Origin of the sequence: Methylobacterium sp. E-005 (genome assembly GCF_022829725.1) — a bacterium.
Taxonomy (GTDB): Bacteria; Pseudomonadota; Alphaproteobacteria; order Rhizobiales; family Beijerinckiaceae; genus Methylobacterium.
The window spans coordinates 1-17,630 of record NZ_JAKSYG010000060.1; the positions used below are offsets into that span (position 1 = coordinate 1).

The following is a 17,630-nucleotide window of genomic DNA, read 5'->3' on the forward strand; positions in this document are numbered from 1 at the left end:
TCATCATCCGCACGTGGCAGACCGCCGACAAGATGAAGCGCCAGCGCGGTGCGCTCCCCGGCGATGCCACCGGCACGGACAATCTGCGCGCGCGGCGCTACGTGGCGAAATACACGATCAATCCCGCCATCGCTCACGGGAGTTCTGCTTGACCACGACAGCGTCCACCTGAGGCAGCGCGGCGGCGTCCTTGATGATGCCGTGCGGGCGGCGGCTGTAGATGCCGTAGCCGGCCGAGATGAGCGCAGCGGCGCCGCCGGCAACCGCGGTCATGAAGATGGGATCGGTCAGGGTGTTCATCGTCTCCTGAGAGACCATGCCGCGACCGACCAAGATGCTTCCGATCGCCACGATGACGATGCGGATGGCTGCGATGCTCTGCGGGGTCATGGCATTCTACTCCACGGCATCGTAGGTTGCGGCGAAGATGTCTGGCTTGCACGGATAGAAGCGGTCCGGCTTCGGCTCTGGGATGATCCAGTCGCCGGGCGCCAAGTAGGCGCGTTGCTCATGGGCCGTGATGACGTAGGGGTGCAGAAACTCGCCATCGTCGCCGCAGCGCTGCTCCCAGTGGACCCCCTTAGTCACGCCGTTATCGGGGAACCACTGCTCTGCCGTGATCTCGACAGGTTTCCTGCGGAACTTGGGCATGGGGTCCTCTCAGCCGAGATGCGGCGCGAGCTTCAGCCAGAGGTCGTCCGGCACACTGTCGAGTTCGGCCTTGGTGAAAGTCGGATGGGTGAACAGGCTGCACGTCTGGAGCTTCGCCACGAGGGCGGCGGGCAGGCGCGGCAGGGCGTCGTGAACCGCCTTCATGTTCAGCGCCATGCTGATAGTGGCGCCCTCGGCAGGGGAGATCTTGTGCGGCAATGGGAATGGATACTGGCGAGCCATGACGGCCTCCGATGTTCCCCTCCCTCTTGCGGGGAGGGGTAGGGGGGTGGTGCGTCAGGACTTCTTGGCGGGCGTGGCCGACTTGCCCGGCGCGGCGACCATGGACGAGTGCGCCGCCAGGAACTGGAAGCCCTGCTGAGCGACCGTCTCCAGCGCCGTGAGCGTCGCGAAGCCCTCGCGCGTGTTGGTCGGGTGCTTGTTGATTAGATCGCGGATCTGCTTGGTCAGGCTGTTGAGGGTCTGAAGATCCTCGGCAGCGTGCGGCGCCTCCTTCACGAGGAAGGTGAGCATGGAGGACAGGAAGGACATGGGGGTTCTCACTGGATGCCGGAGACCGCCGGCTCGGATTGTGTTCAGCGGAAGCGTGTTTCGGCTTACGCAAGCCCGCTTGTGTTCAGCGGGCTAAATGCTATATTCGGGGCCTTCCAGGCGGCGGTCGCTGAGTTGCGACGCCACTTCCGGGGTCGCGCTGGCCAGCGACTTCCGCGCTTTAATTGCCAGCGAAGCCCCGGTGCGCCAAAGGATGCGGCCGGGGCTTTTGCTTGTTCTCCGCCGACTCGGAAGGATTTGACTGAGAGCGCGAGCCTTTGCCTGCGAGCGCGGATCGGCTATATTCGGTAGGTCAGTGCGGCGGCGTGGAAGGACACGCAGCTCAAGTCCACCAGCCGAAAGGCAAGTGGCGGTAGGCGACCGCAAGCCGGTGTCGAAACCGGTCCGTCCTGATCTATCCGCTACGCCCGTAGGCGGGCATTATCTGGCGGTGCGGGCCGTCGCCCTGCTCCGACCCAGCGTGCTGGGCGGATCCTACCCGGAAGGATGGCTAGCGGCGGCCCGCACTGACCTTCACTTCCCCGTCCGCCTCTCGAAAAACCAACTGCCGATCCGCATCAGCAGGTTCGGTCGAGCCGTGTACTTCGGCGGCGGCAGCTTCGGCATAGGCGGCAGTGGCTTCTTCGGCTTCTCGGTCATGTTGGGATCCTCAATTTGTCAGGTACGCGATCACGAGGCAGACGAAGCCGAGCACGAAGCAGATCGCCGCGATAAGCTGGCACCGCAGAACGTGGGCCTCGGCTTTGAAATCGGGGTCGTCGGGATCAGGGAGGTTCACGACTCCTTCACGCCGGCCTTGGCGCCCGCGACGGTCGTCGGAAGGTGCGGCTGCGTTGGGATCGGCACGCCGGAAGGCCAGCGGTAGGCAGTGATGTCTGATCGATCGAATGCCGCTACGTTCACCGCGTCGGACTGGTTGCCGCCGAGGAGGAAGATCTCGGTCTTGCTGGCGCCTACGACAAATCCGACATGCCCCTGCCATCCGCTGCCGCGCCGCTTGGTGGCGATGCAGCCCAGCACCGGTTGCTTGATCCCGATGCCCCAGCGCTCGTAGGATCGCGCGGCGAGGCTGCCTGAGGGCTTCTGTCCCGCTCGGTGGAGCATCGCCCCTACGAAGGCCGCGCACCAAGCCACAGCGTCGTTCTTGATGCCTGGGAAGCCCGCATCCTTGTAGTATGCGACCACCCGCGGGTTGTTCTTCTTCCCCGCGCCCTCGGCTATGCCGTTCTCAGCCGCAGCCAGCGTGAGCCACGCCGGCTGATCATCAGCGACGCGCCGCTGACTGATGTCGTTGGCGGCAAGCGCTTTCTGCGTCATCGGACCGGCGATGCCGTCCGGTACGAGGCCGGCGACCTTCTGGAAAGCGCGCAGAGCGGTGACGGTCTTCGGGCCAGCATCGCCGTCAGCCCCGTCCTTGCCGAGGTCGTAGCCGCGGGCGATCAGCGCCTGCTGGATCTCTGGGACGATCATGTCAGCCATGGTGGTGCTTCCCGACGCGGTGGCGGTCAGCGACAGGCTTGCGGGCGACCTTCCGCACGGGTGGCGGCGTGACGATTTCGTGGTGCCCAGGCTGAAGGACCGATAAAGCCAGTCGAGCCCACTTCTCACGGCTCGCGATGGCCTTCACGCGAGGGCGTTCAAACTCGTCCGTGAAAGCCACGACTTTGCCGTGTAGATCTGCGTGCCGCCGCATAGCGGAAATGGCGCCGGCCTCGGATCCGGTCAGCTCGTGAACGAGGAAGCCGTAGCCAGCCGCGTCGGATGTGAGCGCGAGCCCGTGCTGATGACACCAAGCTTCGAACAGCCGGCGGCGGGCGTCGGTCCATTGGCACCAGGAGACGCCACCACGGCTAGGGGCTTGCCCACCCTCGTGATAGGCCAAGAAGCCGTTGCTCTCGTGGCCGATGCTGCCATAGGCTGCGGCGCAATCGAGCATGCCGAAGCCGATGTCGTGGATCAGGCGCGGGCCGTAGATCCCGACCTTCTGGATGAAAAGCGCGGTCATCGGCCGGCCTCCCCGTCATGCTGCGGGGCGCCGCCGAACTCAGCGACGTAGCCGGCCTTCCAGTCGCCGAGGAACACGGCCTGGGCCTGCTCGACGGTGACGAGGCCGCGCTTCAGCTTCGCGCAGACGCGATCCTCAAGCCGGTCCTTGTCGTGGAAGGTCCACGGGCCGTCCCCGGCCTGAACCCAAAGGTTGGTGATGTCGTTGGAGCCGCCGCTGCACAAAGGTAGGCGATGGTCAATCTCGAACGGAGCCATGTGGTCCGTCCCCGGGATCGCGTCATGCGGACCCTTCATCCCGTACCGGCGGTAGACGGCCAGCTTCTCGGCGCCGGAGACGTTGCGGACCTGTGCCGTCGTCTCACCGACGATCTCGGCACGATCTGTCGTCCTCACCGCCCCTGGCGTCAGGACAGGATCGGGTTCTGTGCCGTCTGAGGCGGCGAAGGCATGGGTAGAGAGCAGACACGCGAACGCGCCCGCGAGAAGACGGTGCATGATAGTTCTCGGTTGTGGGAAGCGTCGGCGGCCTAAGGGCTCAGCCTGCGATCAGTTCGACGGCGCAGCCTGTCCGGCCAGCACCTGTGTGGCGCGGCCCTTCACGACCAAGCCTAGACTTTCCAGCAGTTGCGTACCAGAGACGACCCGTGGGTCCGTCAGGTCCACGTACTGCGCGCCCGCGGCCATCAGGCTGAACAGGCGCACGCGGGGATCCGCGCTGTTGACGATTGCGGTCTGCTCTGCGGTGGTGAACAGGGTCATGAACGTCAGGAAGTCGAGGCGCATGCTCGCCGCCGTCACCGCGTTCGCCGCCGCATCCGCGTCCTTCTGGCGCTGTGTGATCTCATCCGCCGTGAGGGGAACAAGCGCCCCCGTCACGTCGATCCGCATGGGCGTGGCGGTCATGGCATGCCTCGGAAGGTGATGATGGTGCCGGGAAGGATGTTGGCGGCGGAGTAGATGCGGGCGATCTGAGCGCGGCCGGTGCCGCCTGTATGGATGTAATTGGCGTTATTGATGCCACCCGTGTTGTCGAAATGTGCGGCCGAGTGAATATCTATGCTGACGCTGCTGGATGTGCCCGGGCTTAGCAGTCCCCTCGCCGTATTATTTGCATTATTCGTCGCCAAATTCCCGAATAGCTCAATTTGAGCATTGGCACCGTAATATGTGAGGGCTGCGGTCCCCGATCCCCGCGTGTTGGATCCTTGGATGACTTCTGAGAAGTACGAACCGGTCGATGACAAGAACGTCGATCCGTCGTAGGACAGGCGCATATAGACGGCCTGCGCCGCATCAACTGACAGATTGACGATCGAATACTCGAATGAGGGATAGCCAACCGGCAGCGGGATATCGACCGAGGCGATAGACGCGGCGACGATGATCTTCGCGATGACGGGAGAGCGGTCAATCCAGTCGCTGCGCCATGTGCCAGCGTTGACCAGCCGCAGCCGAGCACGCTGCCTCGGGTACAGCGTCAGCGAGCCGTTCAGGGCGCCGTCGAGCGAGTGCCCCGAAGGGACGGCGAGGGTGACGAGGCCGCTCGCGGCGTTGTCGTTGGTGACGATGCCGCTGATCCAGCCGGGCGAGGCCCCTGGCATGGTCAGGGTGGAGGTGCCCGTCACGAACTGATCGCGCGCGAAATCCAGTACCGCGAGCGTCGTGGTGGCGGTCGGGGTGGCTGCGATCGCCCCGCTGACGTTGAGGCGCGCCTGATCCTGCTGCCCGGCGGTCAGTGCCTGTGCGACGTACAAAACAGCGTTGGAGGCGCCGGAGCCCGGCAGGGCGATCGCAGTCCACTTCGACACGCCATCCGAGAACAGGATGATGCCGAGGAAGCCCTGCGTCATGTTGTAGGTGGCGACGCCGTTGATCTTGTCCGACCCAGCGGCGGTTATGGTCGCGAAGACGGTCGGCGTGCAGGCGCCCGCCTCGTCCGCGATCGTGAGCGGCTGGCCGGCCGGATAAGCGGCCGCAGCCGGCAGTACGATGGCGCGAGATGCCGTCAGGCTGGAGAGGCCGACATAGGTGTCGAACACACGCACGGTGAAGGCCGCGTCCGCGACGCCGTAGCGCTTCGGCAGCAGCGTGCGCCGAATGGTTCCGTCTGGATTGCGCGTGAACAGCACGCCATCGGCTTGATTGACGGCGATCTGTCCGTCTTGCAGCGATGGCGGGACGTTGCCCGACGTGTTTGAGCGTGCGTTCTGAATGGTCATTTCGGGCCCTGGCTCAGAAGCTGCCGTCGTCGGCCGAGTAGCCATTCCCGCTGCCGGGAATGTCGTAGAAGCCGTCGTCGATGTTGATGATGTTCTTGGTGCCGCTGTACTGCGCGATGAGGTTCGCCATGGTGTCGGCGAGGTTCACGGGCGCGGCGGCTCCGGTCGGGGTGATGGTGAGGTTCTGGAGGTTCGCGCCGATCCGCCAGATGCCCCCCTGATAAGTCACGGTGATGCCATTCCCCTGCTGGATCAGCGCGGGGAAGCGGCGCAGCGCTTGGCTGTCGCTCATGGGTGCTGGCTTTCTTGAGGAAGACTAGTGGAAGCCCGGACGGAAGCCCGGGAGCGGCTGGCCACCGCCTGAAATGGGATAGGCGATCACGTCGCCGCCCCAGATGCCGCCCGAAGGGGCCAGCACATCCACGCCGCCGACATCGATGCTGGTCTGGGGGTAGTGGTTGGCACGCAGCAGCACCGTGTCGTTCTTCGCGACTTTTGAGGTGATCGGCATACCGGCCGGGCCGCGCAGCGTGACCACCTGCCCAGGCGTGAGACCCGTCACCGCGACCTCATCGCCGGAGCGGAGCGACATGAGGCGGAAGCGGCTGTTCGATCCAGCGGCCGAGAGTGCCAGGGCGACGCCAGAAAGGAAGTTCGCGTCCACGAAGTCGGCCTGCTTCTCACCGTCGACAAACACTTGGTGTCGGTTGCCTTGAACGGTGAGCTTGACCCGGTGCCAGAAGTTGGCCAGCACGCCCTGCGTCGCTTGCACATCCGTGCCCATGCCGGTGATGGGATAGTCGACGCCGGCTACATCCACCGCGACGGCACTCGCGATCGGGGTTCCGGCCGACAGGCGCAGCCGATAGCCGTTGTTGAGGTCGGTCGTCGACTGAAGGCGATAGAACAGATCGCAGTATCCGCCCGACACGCTGGTATCGAACATCACGGCGAACTCCGCCACGAAGTTGGCGTGCGTTAGAGACCGCGTGAGCGTCTTCGCCACCCCCGCACTGGCCGGGACGCTGTAAGAAAACGATCTGACAATGCGCGTGCCGTTCCCCGGGTAGCCGTTGCGCAACCCGATGGAGCCGCCGTTGGATAGGCACGCGATCTGATCCGAGGCGGTCGGCGTGTAGGTGAGAACCTTCGTCCCGTTGGCGGTGAGGACGATGGTCCCGTTCTGCACCGTGGCTTGAAACACCGTGTCGACGCCAGCGACGGACGAGTAGCTGACCGAGGCCGGCGTGGTTTCGGAACCAGAAGCGTTCACCCAGGCGATTGCACACCCGACATCGTCAAAGTCGAAGTGGAAGAACGATACGGACGACGTGCCATAGCCGAACACGAACCCGACGCCGCAGTTGGCGGCGAAGTTCGCTTTCATCGAGAACGCGGCCGGCTGCGTCACGACGCCCGGCTTTGTGTTCACCACAAGGCTCGCGCCGACGCTGGACTGCATGTTCAGATAAGCGGGAACGGAACCGTTCGCCGCCACCACGACCGGCTTCGCGTTCGATCCCGAATAGTCGACCCACCCATTCTGGCCGCCGAGTGTGCCGGCCGTCTCGGTCGAGAAGTCGTCTTGAAACAGCGGGGCGGCACCGGCCGGTGCAGTGAACAGCAGACCCTTGGCCGCCGGCTCCAGGGCGCTCCAGAGGATCTTGCGGCCGACGTGGTTGAAGTCGTTGGCCGATGTCGGATTGGTATCGTAGGTCTGCGCAACGGCGCCGAGGGCGTTTGAGGCGGTATCAATCACCGGCAGGTTGTTGGCCGCCGACGACCGCGCGGCCCGCGGCAATCCGATCACGTTCGCGCCGTCCATCGGGCAGATGCGCTGATAATCGCAGAAGCTGGCGGCGCTCCAGTCCGTCAGGCTCGCCGAGAAGAAGGCGCGGTTGCTCACGGTCTTGCCGGCCGACACGTTCACCTGATTGGTGAGCATCACCCAGCAGCCGAGGCCGGAGTGATAGAACACCTCCGGGTTCTCGGGCTGCCCCTTGATGGCGGCGGGCAGGATGGCGGCCGACACCTTCGTGAATGGGCCACCCGGCGCCGTGCCGGTCGAGCGGCCGACTTGATAGATCGGATCCGAAGTCGTGGAGGAGTAAAACAGGTGGTAGGTGCCGGCGCCGTCGAGCACCATGCAGCTCGCGTAGCCGTCGCGGGAGTCCGCAGCACCCGAAGCACCCGGCACGACGGTGGCGCCGATGTAGGTGTAGGTGCCCGTGACGGACGAACTGGACCACACGTCAGACGAGTAGGGCGAGCCGCAGATCTGCCCCGATATGATCCCGCCTGCGGTGAGGCGGTGGAGATAGTAGACGCCCGCCCGCTTCTCGAAGAACAGCATGTCGGCCGAGGCCCAGGTCCCACCTGCGCCATTCGTCCGGCTCATTGAGAGCTGGCCGAGCTTGGTCCAAGTCAGTCCGCGGTTCGTCGACTTCTGGACCTGGGGCCGCCAAGGGCCGTTCGTCGTGTCGGAGCCGTTGCCGTTCCCGGCGCCGTAGAACTCGTACCACGTCCCGTCGTCGTCAATGAACGTGAAGCTCTCGCGGTTGCCGCCCGCGTCAGAGCCGGCGACGGACGGCACCGCCGCCGGGATGGGCGATGGATCGAAGCTGACGATCGCGGGCGTCGTCTCGGACGACCACGTCGCATCGCCGGTCCACCCCGTGAGGGTGCCGTCTGGCTGGTCGATCAGGCCCTGCGTGGTGCGGGAAGGAACTGCCATGTCTCAGCCCTCCCTCAGTACCAGCGGAAGAGGCCGGAACCGGCCGTGACGTAGATCATCTGTCCGCCCGTCAGATCCTCATCCCAGTTCGTCGGGACGGTGTTGGCGGACGGGTTGGCGACCGTGATCGTCAGGCCGGTCGGGGCAGCGGACGGAGCCGTGGCCGCGATGGTGAAGGTGATCGACCCGCCCGGCTGCACATAGAGACGTGCGCCCTTGGCTGCCGCTGGCATAGTGCCGAGAGCCGTTCCGTTGGTTGAGGCAGTTGGAGTGGCAGCGAGCGCGCCGACCCCCGAGCCGGTGGTCCGGACTGGGATCGTCGACTGGTTCGATGCGATAGCGACCGGCAGCGAGCCGGCCATCGTGTCTTGCCCAGGTGCTGGCAGGGTATTGATGGTGGTGCCCGAAGAGTCGGGCGTGACGAGAAGCGTGCCGGCTCCGGCCATGGCTCAATCCTTCCGATCCAAGTGGGCGATCACTCGGCCCAAGTCAGGGCGCCGGCCGCGAACGAGACGGTAGAGCCGGCCGTGATGGCGCCACCGCCGGATGCGAGCGGGTTGGACCCGAGCATGTTGCCCCCGGAAGCCGCGTCGAAGACCGCGAAATGCGTGACGTTGGCAACCGTGTTGGCCGAGTTGCCGAAGCTGACCGCGCTCGTATTCGTCATGCCCTTGCCGGACGGCGCACCGTAGGGGGCCGCGACACGGCCAGCAGTGCGAACACTCGTGGTCACTTCGGTGCCACCGGTTCCGGCGTCAGTCGGGTCGCCGTTGAACAGCGCGACGTAAAGTGCGCTCGGGGCGGTCGGCATAGCAGTGCCGCGCGCCCAGTTGAGAACTGCCTGCGCGAGATAGGTCGAATTGCCGGACATGGCCTAATATCCTTGAGAGGGTAGCTACGCGGCCATCGCCGCAGCAATGCGACCCTTGCGGGTCTGGACGAGGCCGGAAGTGGCCGTGACTGTCAGGGCGCCCGCAAGCGCAGCCCCGCTCGGGATGGTTCCGACAAGTGCGGTCGTCCCTGCCGCTGTGACGGTTAGGGCGCCGCTGAGAGCGCCGTTGCCGGCAATCGCTCCAGTCAGGTTTCTCGGTGAAGCGTTGGACAGGGCGCCGGTGAGCGCCCCGGCTCCTACGATGGCACCGGCAAGCGCGACATTTGCGACGACGTTGAGTGATCCGGTGACTGACCCCTGACCCGCGAGGAAGCCGGTAAGGATGGTCGGTGCAACCGTGATAGACGCGACAGATTGGGAGTTTTTCGGGGAGCCAATGGCCCCCGCTAGCGTCTCGACAAGTGTGATCGTGGGCGTTCCAGCGGCAGCGAACGTCCCCGAGATCGCGCCGTTCAAGACGTTGAGCGCCGTCTTGTCGCTCGACGTCGCAGTGATGGTCGAGCCCGCGGTTTGTCCCACAATCAGGCTCGTGAACGGCACCCCGACGAAAGCCTGACTCGTCGCGAGCGTGAGGTCACCGAGCGTCGGCGGCAGAATGATCGATAGAGCCAGCGTGCGCGGGCCGTCCAGAACCTGGATCGTCGCTCGCTCGATCTCATCGGTGGCGCCGTCCACGGTCGCCCAGACGACCAGTTCGACGGCCCCGCGCGGCAGTTGCCTCAGCGTCCCAGCCGGGGCGACGATCTGGGCGTGCAGCAGATCTGGCTTGATGAAGAACAGGCCGCTGTTGTCATATTGAGTTTGGGCGGCAAAGATGGGCCGCTCATCGCACGAAGAGACGGCGCGGCCGTAATCCCAGCGCCAGGCGCTCCTTTCGCCTTGGCGGTAGAGCCCGAGGGTGAGAATTGCGCCGTCGAGGCTGTTGAGCTGGCCCGTGCGCGGGTCGCGCCAAGCAAAGGTTTCCGACCATTGCGCGGAGGGGCTAATGGGCTGAAAGCGGCGCAGCGGCATCGTCGCCTCAGAGCTTGATGTAGCGGGTGCGGGCGATCACGGGCGGGATCGTGTTGTGCGCCGTGCCGCCCGCCGTCGTGACCACCTGTGTCGCGCCGGATGTTGTGACGGGCGCTTGGCCGCCGACTTCCGTAGCGGTCAGCGAATGGCCGGCCTCACCGCCGGTCGTGCCCAGAACGAAGCCGCCGCTCGGGATAAGGCCGCCCGCGCCGCGCGTCGCGGTCACGTCGGCGTTGCCCATGTCCGGCACGCCGATCTCGATGCGCAGACGCCCATCGGGCAGGGCGATCGTCTTGTTCGCGCCCCAGTCGGCTTCCGCACCGGCACTGGATCGTCCGCCCGCCACCTGAAGGCTCGGGTCCTGCACCCACAGGAACACGAACAGCGCATGGCAATCGGCGTTGGCGCGCTCGGTCGCGATCGAGGATGCCGAGCCGATCGTCAGCCCATTCTCACGCACGAAGCCGGTGCGCGACCCGGTGCCATGACGGGTGATCACGTCGCCGGTCTGCAACTGCGCGTTCGGGTCGAAAGTCCCCGACGCGGGTGCGGTCACGGTTTCGCCGCGCAGGCCGTTGATGCGCCGGATCTGTCCGCCGTCCGGTCCGAACAGGACCACGTCGTAATTGCCAGCGCCGGCCCACATGGCCGGCAGCACACCGTCGCTGGTCACGACGGGGCGCGGATGCACCTTGGTCGGATCGAGGTCCGATGTCAGGTACAGCGTGCGAGGCGTCGTCGTGCCAGCATCGAAGGCATAGAGCTGCGCGCCGTCGACCGGATATCCCTGGTCGAAGACGGGCAGCCCCGAGAGGGGGCAATAGGCCAAGGATCGGCTCCGGGTTAGCGGTCGCGGCCAAGGAAGGGGAGGCCCGCCAGTCCGGCCGGCCCGCCGCTGTAGAGAAGCTGGGACGGGTCGTAGTAGGAGCGCACGCGACCGGGGGTGAGGGCGATGACCTGATCGTCGCCGCCGTGCTCGGAAAGGCCACGCAGAATGGCCGTATCAAGACCTTGGGCTTTTGCCCGCTCGACAGCCGCGCCGATGTGGCCATGGCCGTAGGAGAGGCCATCAAGGACGCTGGGCGCGTAGCCCATAGCCTCTGCCTGCTGGTTAGCCTCCCGCGTGCCGACACGGTTGTTGCGGAAGCTCTCCATGTAGCTATCATGGAGTGCGCCCACCGATGGGCCGCCTGCCTCGGTATAGATCTCGCGGGCGCGCGCGTTGAAAGCCGGATCGGTCTCGGCCAAATGCGGGAGGTCGAAAACACCTGTCTTGCCGGGATCAACCGTTGCTCGGAATACCCGCGATCCCGCTTCAGCGCCGGCGACAGGCTGTCCAGCATACTCGGCTGCGGCTCGTGGCTCTGGCGCGAAGAAGACAGCTCCTCGTTCAGATGTGACGTTGTTCATATTCGGGTCGAACCGAGCGAAGTCGGGCCCCGGCGTCGAACCGTGATACAAGTCCCAAGATGCTGCGGTCGGGTCAACCTGCATCGGTTTGCGGTCGACCCAGTCGAGCTTCAAACCCGATGTGTCAAAGGTACTCACCGGGACTGATGGCGGCGGCTTCGGTGTATAGTTGGCAATTTCGGCTTCGAGCGCTTTCAAAATATCATTATGCGTCGCCGCGCCGCCGAACGACCGGATTGCGCCGGCCGGCGCCTTGAACGGCATCGAGCCCGTCATTGCGAGCCCGGCCAGCCCGGTCACGGCGTCTCGCGCAGCATCGCTCGTGTGACCTGTCGCCGGATCCCAAATCGGGAGTTCGCCGCTGTAAGCGCGCTGCGGAGCCCGCGCGTAGTCGATGGCGTCGAAGGCCATCTGCGGCACGGCGAGTGTCATCTTGCCATCGTCCGTGACGCCCAGCGGCAGCAGCGATGCGCGCTGCCGAACCTCACCGGTCGGCGCGCTCGTGATCAGCGGATTGCCCGTCACGTCGTCCAGCACGGAACGCCTCAGAAGCGGGCTATCGGTCTGGCCGAGAAACGGGAGTGGCCCGGATGCCATTTACGACCTCGGGTTGAACGGTCTAGGTTGCGCGCCCCATCTGGAGGGCGTGATGCGGATCGTGATCGTGGCGGCGGCGCTGTTGGCACTCACTGGGTGCAAATCGACGGAGCAGCGCGCTGCCGAGGCCGATGATTTCTGCCGAAGCATCGGTGCGCGGCCCGGGTCGGATGCCTATGTGCAGTGCCGCTTGGCGCAGCAGCAGCGCCAGGATGCCGAACGCGCCCGAAAGCGTGCCGCGATTAACGAAGGGCTCGACGACGTGCAGCGCTCAGTTTCCGGCAACCGGCCTGTGAACTGCACAAGCACGCGCCTCGGCAACACCGTCAACACGAACTGCTATTGAGGATCCCATGCCCTGGTGGAGACGGTTGCTCTGCATCGCGATCGGCGCGCCGGTCGGGCTGTATGGCCTGCAACTGATCGGCAACCTTGAGCCAGGAATGCACCGTCCCGTGCTGTTCTACGGCGCGGCGCTGATGCTGATCGCCTTCGGCGCCCTGTTGGTGCTCTCCGGCCTCTCGCCAAAGATAATGAGCCGCTACTGAGCGGTCTGATCCTGGCCAGGCAGATACTGGCGCGCGATCGGCGCGACGCGACGCTGTCCCGTGGTGAGGATCGGGCGCCGGACCTGTAGCAACCGCTGCCCAATCGTGACCGGCACTTGGCCGCCGAAAAGCTGCCGTGCCTCGGCCGCCGCACGCGTGCCGCCCAGGGTCTCGGCGCCGCGGCCGGCCACAGCCCCGATCGCAGCCCCCACGGCCGGATGGATGCCGGGCACCGCCGTCCCACCGATCGAGGCACCGAGCGCCGTCAGCGATTTGCGCATCAGGCCGGCCAGACGGTTACCGGACTGAGACGTGTTCGCGGTTCCGGCAGGCGCTGCGGTCGCCTTGATCACGTTCGCCAGCGTCGTCATGTGCTGGCGCTCGGTGTCACTGAACAAGCGCTTGGCGAGGGACTGGCCGTCGCCGTTCACGAAGTCGAGGATGCGGGTCGCGGCGCGCTGCGGGCTTTGCTCCATCGGCCCGAGTACGCGCTGCCACGCACCCTGTCGGATTGCCGACCACTCGGGGCTTTCCTCGCCGATCACACCCTTCAGCCGATCGGCCAGACGCACCGAATTGGCGTTCTGGCCGACCTTCGTCCCACTGTAGAGAAGGTTGGCGACCTGTTCCGGTGTGGCGTCGCGGTTGATGATCGTGTTCATAGCGCGCCCGACGTCGTCGCCCGCACCCTGCGGGGTGAACGTGCGCCGATACGAGGCGTAGGCCTGCCGGGCATCCTTGAGCGCGCCCAGCGCCTCATCCGATCCGGAGAACATGCCGTTCTCCATCGCGGTCTGCACCTGATTGTCGAACTGGTCGATGATCGATCGGACCGCGCGCTGATCGGCCGGATTGGCGGCTGCGGCTTTCGCGTGAGCCGCGAGCTGTCGCCGAGCCTGATCCACGCCGCGCAAGTTGATGCCCACGACGTCGTCCGCGGCGCCGGGCTGCCCGATGCTGCCGAGCTTCAGGTTGTCGATGTTGTCGAGCGTGCCGAGCGCGCGGTGCGCGGCCGGCGTCAGCACAGGATCAATGATGACCGGGTCAGGCGCAGACACGAGCGCGTCGGTGATCCTGCGGGACATCGGCGCGGCATAGGCATCGGGCACGGCCGCAGGGCCGGGCAGCGGCATCGCGGGGTTCGGATGCGCCTCCGTCGAGGCGGGGCGACCCGTGAACACCGCTGGATCGAGCGAGCCATCCTGCGCGAACGCGGTGTCGTACTTCGCCTTGTAGCCGGCCTTCGCGTCTGCCGCCGCCTGCTGCACCGCATCGGTGACGATCTGGCCGGCATCCTGATTTCGCGCTAGATCGGCCTGCCCGCGCCCAGCCGCCGCCTCGATGCCGCCCGCGGCGTTCAGCATGTCCTGGCGCTGGCCGGCCCGGAAATCCTGCGCGACCTTCTGTGCCTCATCGCCGAGGGCGCCGCCCATCATCGCGTCCTCGCGCGACAGGATGGCCGGATCCATGGTCCGCTGCCCGGCGCTGAACCGGACACCCAGGCGCTCGGCATCGGCCGCTGCGGGCGACAGCGCCTTGATCGCAGTCACACCCCCGCGCGCCGTGGCAGTCCCGGCCCCAACCGGGCTGATCAGCATGGCCCCCTCGGTCGCACGCCGGATCGCCTCGTCGCTCGTCGGGTCGAGCGTGCCATTCAGCGCCTCCCGGGTGAGGCCCAGCATACCCTGCCCAGCGTGGCTGGCGTCCTTGACCATGCCGATGAGGCTGGGCGCATTCGGGTTTGGCGTCGTCAGCGTGCGCTTGATGTCTTGGCCGCCGGCCTCGATGCCGTTGATGACCGACCGCATAGACGGCATCGTGGGCCAGTGCAGGCCGGCCCAGCCGGTCGGCGCCGGCTGCTGTGGCGCAGCGTCTGCCGCAGGAGGGGCTTCGTCGAACTGATCGAAGACGTTCGCGCGCGCAGGAACTGCGGCTACCGATGCCGCTGGCGGATCATCGAACTGATCGAAGACGTTCGCCATCAGAGCAGCCCGCCGGCGCGCGCACGAGGCCCGAGCACCCGGTCGGATGCCCCAGGGCCGAACTTGGCATCGAACTCGTCGCGCGCGCCCGGGTTCTGGCGAAGGTAGTCGACGGCAGCCGGCTTCGGCGCGTTGACCGGAGCAGCTTGAGGCGCGGCCCGCCGATCAGGTGCAACCGGGTTCGGTACCATTGTCGGCGCAGGTGTGTCACCGCCGCCGCGCTTAGCCGCCTGCCGCTCGCCTTCAAGGATTGTGCGGGCACGCTGCGGCGCCTTGTGCGCCATGTCGATCTCGGCCTGCATCTGCTGCAGCACCGCCTCATAGGCCTGCGGGCTGTCGGCCGTGCTCAGCATCTCGCGGGCATGCTCCTTGTCAGCCACTGTGCCGACGCCGGACGGACTGATCGCGCGGGCGAAAGTGTTCACCAGCGTGTTGTTGGCCGCGTTGAACGCCTTGAGCGACGGGTCGCCCGTGTTGGATTGGATCGCCTGGGAAAGACGGTTCAGCGGCACGAACGACCCGCGCGGCACGGCTGCCGAAGCGGTGCGAGCAAGGGAGATAGCGCCTTCAGCTTCGGTCGCCGCCGCCGACATGCGGCCGGCCTGCGTGCCGAGCGTCCGCGCTTGGGCGCCGAGCCCAGCCGCCTCCGCCGCGCGCTGCTGAATATCGGTCGGGTCAAGACCTTGTTCGCGCGCGCGCTGGGCAACGAGGCCTTGGATTTTGGCGAGGTTCTCGGCGCCCTGCTGGCCGCGCCCGAGACCGATCAGCGCCTTCGTATCGCCGGCCAGCACGCGATCAGCGAGGAAGCCCGCGGTCTCATCCGACATTGAACTCGCCGCAGCCGCATTCTGCGCCAAGGTCTGCCCGCTCGGGCCCGCCAGGATGTCACCCGGCTTGAGCACGTGACCGGTCGTCGTCTTGCCCCCCATGATCCAAGCCTGAACGCCCGCATCCTTCGGGTTCATGCCATGAGCGATGGCGTATTGCTCGCGAGCCTGGAGCTGCGCCGTGATCTTAGCGCCTTCGTCACCCTTCTTGTTTTGGAAGTCCGCGAACGAGCCGTCGAACCCCCCACCGGCAGGCGACTTGGCAAAGATGTACTGCTTCACGCTCTCGGGCAGCTTCGTCTGCTCAAGCTCGTTGTTCAGCAGCGTGCTCACGACCTTGGTCTGCCCTTCGGACAGTCCCGGCAGCATGGATGCGCGCAGCAGAGCCGCGATCCGCGCCTGAGAGGCCGGCTGCGTCGCCGCGACAGGCGCGGATACCTGACGGGGCAGTCCTGCATCCTCAAGATGCTGCGGGGCCTGGGTCGAAACCTGGGCGCGGGCCTGCGGTGGGATTGGAACCGGCGCCGCAGCGGCCGGAGGCGCAGGGCCATCCTCGCTATCATCATCATTGCCGGGTGCGGGCTGCGCGGCAGCCACCTGCGCCACCGGCTCGCCACGGTTCAGCACCGTGCCGGGAACACCGGACCCAGCCATCGACTGCGGAATGATGACCTGTGGGGTCCGGCTGGGTGCTGAAGGCGGCACGGCCATGGGCGCCGCACCGCTCGGCCGCATCGGGGCATCGAGGATGTTGCTGTCGACCCCGATCTCAGCAGGCGGCGGCTGGCCGACCATGGAAGGCACGGCGGCTGGCGTCGCGGGAGGCGGCATCATCGGCTGCGGCGCCATGCGGGCAGGCGGCGCCATCGTAGGCACAGGCGACGCCTGCGGCACGAAAGACGGGTCAACGCTCGCAACCTGGATCGGCGCTGCGGACAGATCGGCCGGACGCCGCGGTGGCAGAGGCGCCCCGCGCATGGCCATCGAGCCGGGGTTCATGCCGGAGGGGATGCCTCCGATCGCATCGGTCGAAGCCACGGGTGCGGGCGCATCGCTGCCGTTGAGCCGATTGACGTAAGCGCGCGTCGTACCGAGCCGAGCTGCGTACTCGCCACCGCCCGGCCGATTGTAGCCCGCGAATTTCCAGGCTTTGGCCAGAACGTCGTTGGCCTCCTCGGCACTCTTGGCGTTCTGCAACGCCAGCGTCGTGTTCGGATCTTCGGTAAGGAAGAACTTGGCCTGCGCCGAGACCGGATCCTTGGCGCCGGCCGTCGCGGCCCGCATGTTGTCGAGCCGATCCGCGCGCCACGACAGAATGCCGCCCGAAGTGCCGGCCTGACCGCTCTCGCTCGGATCGGACCATGCGCCCGTGATCTTGCTAGGGCTGTACCCGCTCTCGCGACGGGCATAGGCGGCGGCGGCTGCCAGACCGTAGGGGTTCGTCAGACCGCCGTCCTTCAGCGCGCCCACGAACCGGTTCTCGATCTCGGTGTTCGAGCCCGGGATCGTCATCGGCGCAGAGCCGCCACCGCCCGAAAACGTTGGCGCCTGAGGCGTGCCGCCGCCACCGTACAGCCCGCCGATCAGGCCGTTAAGGGCAGCCGTCGACTCGCGCGATTGCGCCGCGCCCTGTCCGAGCGAGAACAGCTTCAGCCCGGTCCCGGCGTCGCCCGCCGCGAATGCGGTTTTGGCCGCGCCCGCGTAGTCGTTGACCGCGAGCTGATCACCGAGCTTGGCCAGCGCGCTCTTTTGCTGGGCGCGATCCTGCGCCTCACGGATGCCATCACCGAGCGAGCCGAACGCCTGGAAATATTCGCCGAAACTCATGAGCCGCTGCCCCAGCCGCCGCCACCGAACGGCTGATACCCGGCCGCGTCGGCGAACAGATTGCTCGTTCCGTTCGGCCCGTAGGTGCCCATCAGGTTCTTCAGGCCCCCGGCAATCATACCGCCGATCTGACCGTAGGCGTTGCCGCCCTGCTGCGCGCTGCCGTGCTGACCGAGCGCGCCCAGGCCTTGCGGCTGCTGCGGCTGTGCCGGGCGCTGCTGGCCCAGAAACGCCATCGGTTGCTGCTGCCCACCCTGCGGCGACACGGGCTGTGCCTGCGCCATGGCGGGGGCAAACAGGTTGTACCAGTCCTGAGGCGTCATCTGCCCGGATCCACCGGCCATGCTGGAGC

Annotated in this window: 23 protein-coding genes; 2 read left to right on the top strand and 21 right to left on the bottom strand. The window is 66.5% G+C overall.

Features of this window, described 5'->3' with window-relative positions; translation table 11 throughout:
- Positions 1–117: 117 nt before the first annotated feature.
- The 18 genes from MKK88_RS05690 to MKK88_RS05765 form a co-directional block, all read right to left on the bottom strand.
- Positions 118–390, bottom strand: a complete 273-nt coding sequence (locus MKK88_RS05690; protein WP_243997735.1) for a hypothetical protein — start codon at positions 388–390, stop codon at positions 118–120.
- A 6-nt stretch (positions 391–396) separates the two neighbouring features.
- Positions 397–651, bottom strand: a complete 255-nt coding sequence (locus MKK88_RS05695; protein WP_243997737.1) for a hypothetical protein — start codon at positions 649–651, stop codon at positions 397–399.
- Positions 652–660: 9 nt separating this feature from the next.
- On the bottom strand, positions 661–894 hold the full coding sequence (locus MKK88_RS05700; protein WP_243997739.1) for a hypothetical protein: 234 nt from the start codon (positions 892–894) through the stop codon (positions 661–663).
- A 54-nt stretch (positions 895–948) separates the two neighbouring features.
- Positions 949–1,203, bottom strand: coding sequence for a hypothetical protein (locus MKK88_RS05705; protein ID WP_243997741.1), 255 nt, complete (start codon positions 1,201–1,203; stop codon positions 949–951).
- A gap of 534 nt (positions 1,204–1,737) precedes the next feature.
- Positions 1,738–1,863 carry a hypothetical protein gene (locus tag MKK88_RS33745; protein WP_279602093.1) on the bottom strand — a complete coding sequence of 42 codons (126 nt, stop codon included), beginning with the start codon at positions 1,861–1,863 and terminating at the stop codon, positions 1,738–1,740.
- 10 nt (positions 1,864–1,873) lie between these two features.
- The gene (locus MKK88_RS33750) at positions 1,874–2,002 is read right to left on the bottom strand and encodes a hypothetical protein (protein WP_279602094.1); all 129 of its coding nucleotides are present in this window, start codon (positions 2,000–2,002) and stop codon (positions 1,874–1,876) included.
- The gene (locus tag MKK88_RS05710; protein WP_243997743.1) at positions 1,999–2,703 is read right to left on the bottom strand and encodes a TIGR02594 family protein; all 705 of its coding nucleotides are present in this window, start codon (positions 2,701–2,703) and stop codon (positions 1,999–2,001) included. Before MKK88_RS05710 ends, MKK88_RS33750 begins: the two co-directional genes overlap by 4 nt.
- The gene (locus tag MKK88_RS05715) at positions 2,696–3,229 is read right to left on the bottom strand and encodes a phage tail tip lysozyme (RefSeq protein WP_243997745.1); all 534 of its coding nucleotides are present in this window, start codon (positions 3,227–3,229) and stop codon (positions 2,696–2,698) included. Before MKK88_RS05715 ends, MKK88_RS05710 begins: the two co-directional genes overlap by 8 nt.
- Positions 3,226–3,726 carry an HNH endonuclease signature motif containing protein gene (locus tag MKK88_RS05720; RefSeq protein WP_243997747.1) on the bottom strand — a complete coding sequence of 167 codons (501 nt, stop codon included), beginning with the start codon at positions 3,724–3,726 and terminating at the stop codon, positions 3,226–3,228. The genes MKK88_RS05715 and MKK88_RS05720 overlap by 4 nt, the downstream gene beginning before the upstream one ends.
- A gap of 51 nt (positions 3,727–3,777) precedes the next feature.
- A complete protein-coding gene (locus MKK88_RS05725; RefSeq protein ID WP_243997748.1) occupies positions 3,778–4,134 on the bottom strand; it encodes a hypothetical protein in 357 nt (118 codons plus the stop codon).
- On the bottom strand, positions 4,131–5,450 hold the full coding sequence (locus MKK88_RS05730) for a hypothetical protein (RefSeq protein WP_243997750.1): 1,320 nt from the start codon (positions 5,448–5,450) through the stop codon (positions 4,131–4,133). Before MKK88_RS05730 ends, MKK88_RS05725 begins: the two co-directional genes overlap by 4 nt.
- 13 nt (positions 5,451–5,463) lie before the next feature.
- A complete protein-coding gene (locus MKK88_RS05735) occupies positions 5,464–5,742 on the bottom strand; it encodes a hypothetical protein (RefSeq protein ID WP_243997752.1) in 279 nt (92 codons plus the stop codon).
- A 24-nt stretch (positions 5,743–5,766) separates the two neighbouring features.
- Complete coding sequence (locus MKK88_RS05740) at positions 5,767–7,803, bottom strand: hypothetical protein (RefSeq protein WP_243997754.1); 2,037 nt, start codon at positions 7,801–7,803, stop codon at positions 5,767–5,769.
- A 395-nt stretch (positions 7,804–8,198) separates the two neighbouring features.
- Positions 8,199–8,630 (bottom strand): hypothetical protein, encoded by a 432-nt coding sequence (locus MKK88_RS05745; protein ID WP_243997755.1) that lies wholly within the window; start codon positions 8,628–8,630, stop codon positions 8,199–8,201.
- 29 nt (positions 8,631–8,659) lie between these two features.
- Positions 8,660–9,055 (bottom strand): hypothetical protein, encoded by a 396-nt coding sequence (locus tag MKK88_RS05750; protein WP_243997757.1) that lies wholly within the window; start codon positions 9,053–9,055, stop codon positions 8,660–8,662.
- Between the two features lie 24 nt (positions 9,056–9,079).
- On the bottom strand, positions 9,080–10,087 hold the full coding sequence (locus MKK88_RS05755) for a hypothetical protein (RefSeq protein ID WP_243997759.1): 1,008 nt from the start codon (positions 10,085–10,087) through the stop codon (positions 9,080–9,082).
- A gap of 7 nt (positions 10,088–10,094) precedes the next feature.
- Positions 10,095–10,916 carry a hypothetical protein gene (locus MKK88_RS05760; RefSeq protein WP_243997760.1) on the bottom strand — a complete coding sequence of 274 codons (822 nt, stop codon included), beginning with the start codon at positions 10,914–10,916 and terminating at the stop codon, positions 10,095–10,097.
- A 14-nt stretch (positions 10,917–10,930) separates the two neighbouring features.
- Entirely contained in the window at positions 10,931–12,034 is a 1,104-nt protein-coding gene (locus MKK88_RS05765) for a hypothetical protein (protein WP_243997762.1), read from the bottom strand.
- A gap of 112 nt (positions 12,035–12,146) precedes the next feature.
- Here MKK88_RS05765 and MKK88_RS05770 point away from each other — a divergent pair, with 112 nt between their 5' ends.
- Positions 12,147–12,440: a hypothetical protein gene (locus tag MKK88_RS05770; protein ID WP_243997764.1), complete on the top strand. Its 294-nt coding sequence runs from the start codon at positions 12,147–12,149 to the stop codon at positions 12,438–12,440.
- Between the two features lie 25 nt (positions 12,441–12,465).
- Positions 12,466–12,642: a hypothetical protein gene (locus MKK88_RS05775; RefSeq protein WP_243997766.1), complete on the top strand. Its 177-nt coding sequence runs from the start codon at positions 12,466–12,468 to the stop codon at positions 12,640–12,642.
- On the opposite strand, the gene MKK88_RS05780 is transcribed toward MKK88_RS05775, so the two are convergent.
- From MKK88_RS05780 to MKK88_RS05790, 3 genes are all read right to left on the bottom strand, one after another.
- The gene (locus MKK88_RS05780; protein ID WP_243997768.1) at positions 12,636–14,450 is read right to left on the bottom strand and encodes a hypothetical protein; all 1,815 of its coding nucleotides are present in this window, start codon (positions 14,448–14,450) and stop codon (positions 12,636–12,638) included. The genes MKK88_RS05775 and MKK88_RS05780 overlap by 7 nt on opposite strands.
- A gap of 173 nt (positions 14,451–14,623) precedes the next feature.
- Positions 14,624–17,278, bottom strand: coding sequence for a hypothetical protein (locus MKK88_RS05785; RefSeq protein WP_243997770.1), 2,655 nt, complete (start codon positions 17,276–17,278; stop codon positions 14,624–14,626).
- Entirely contained in the window at positions 17,275–17,622 is a 348-nt protein-coding gene (locus MKK88_RS05790) for a hypothetical protein (protein WP_243997772.1), read from the bottom strand. Before MKK88_RS05790 ends, MKK88_RS05785 begins: the two co-directional genes overlap by 4 nt.
- Positions 17,623–17,630: the final 8 nt, after the last annotated feature.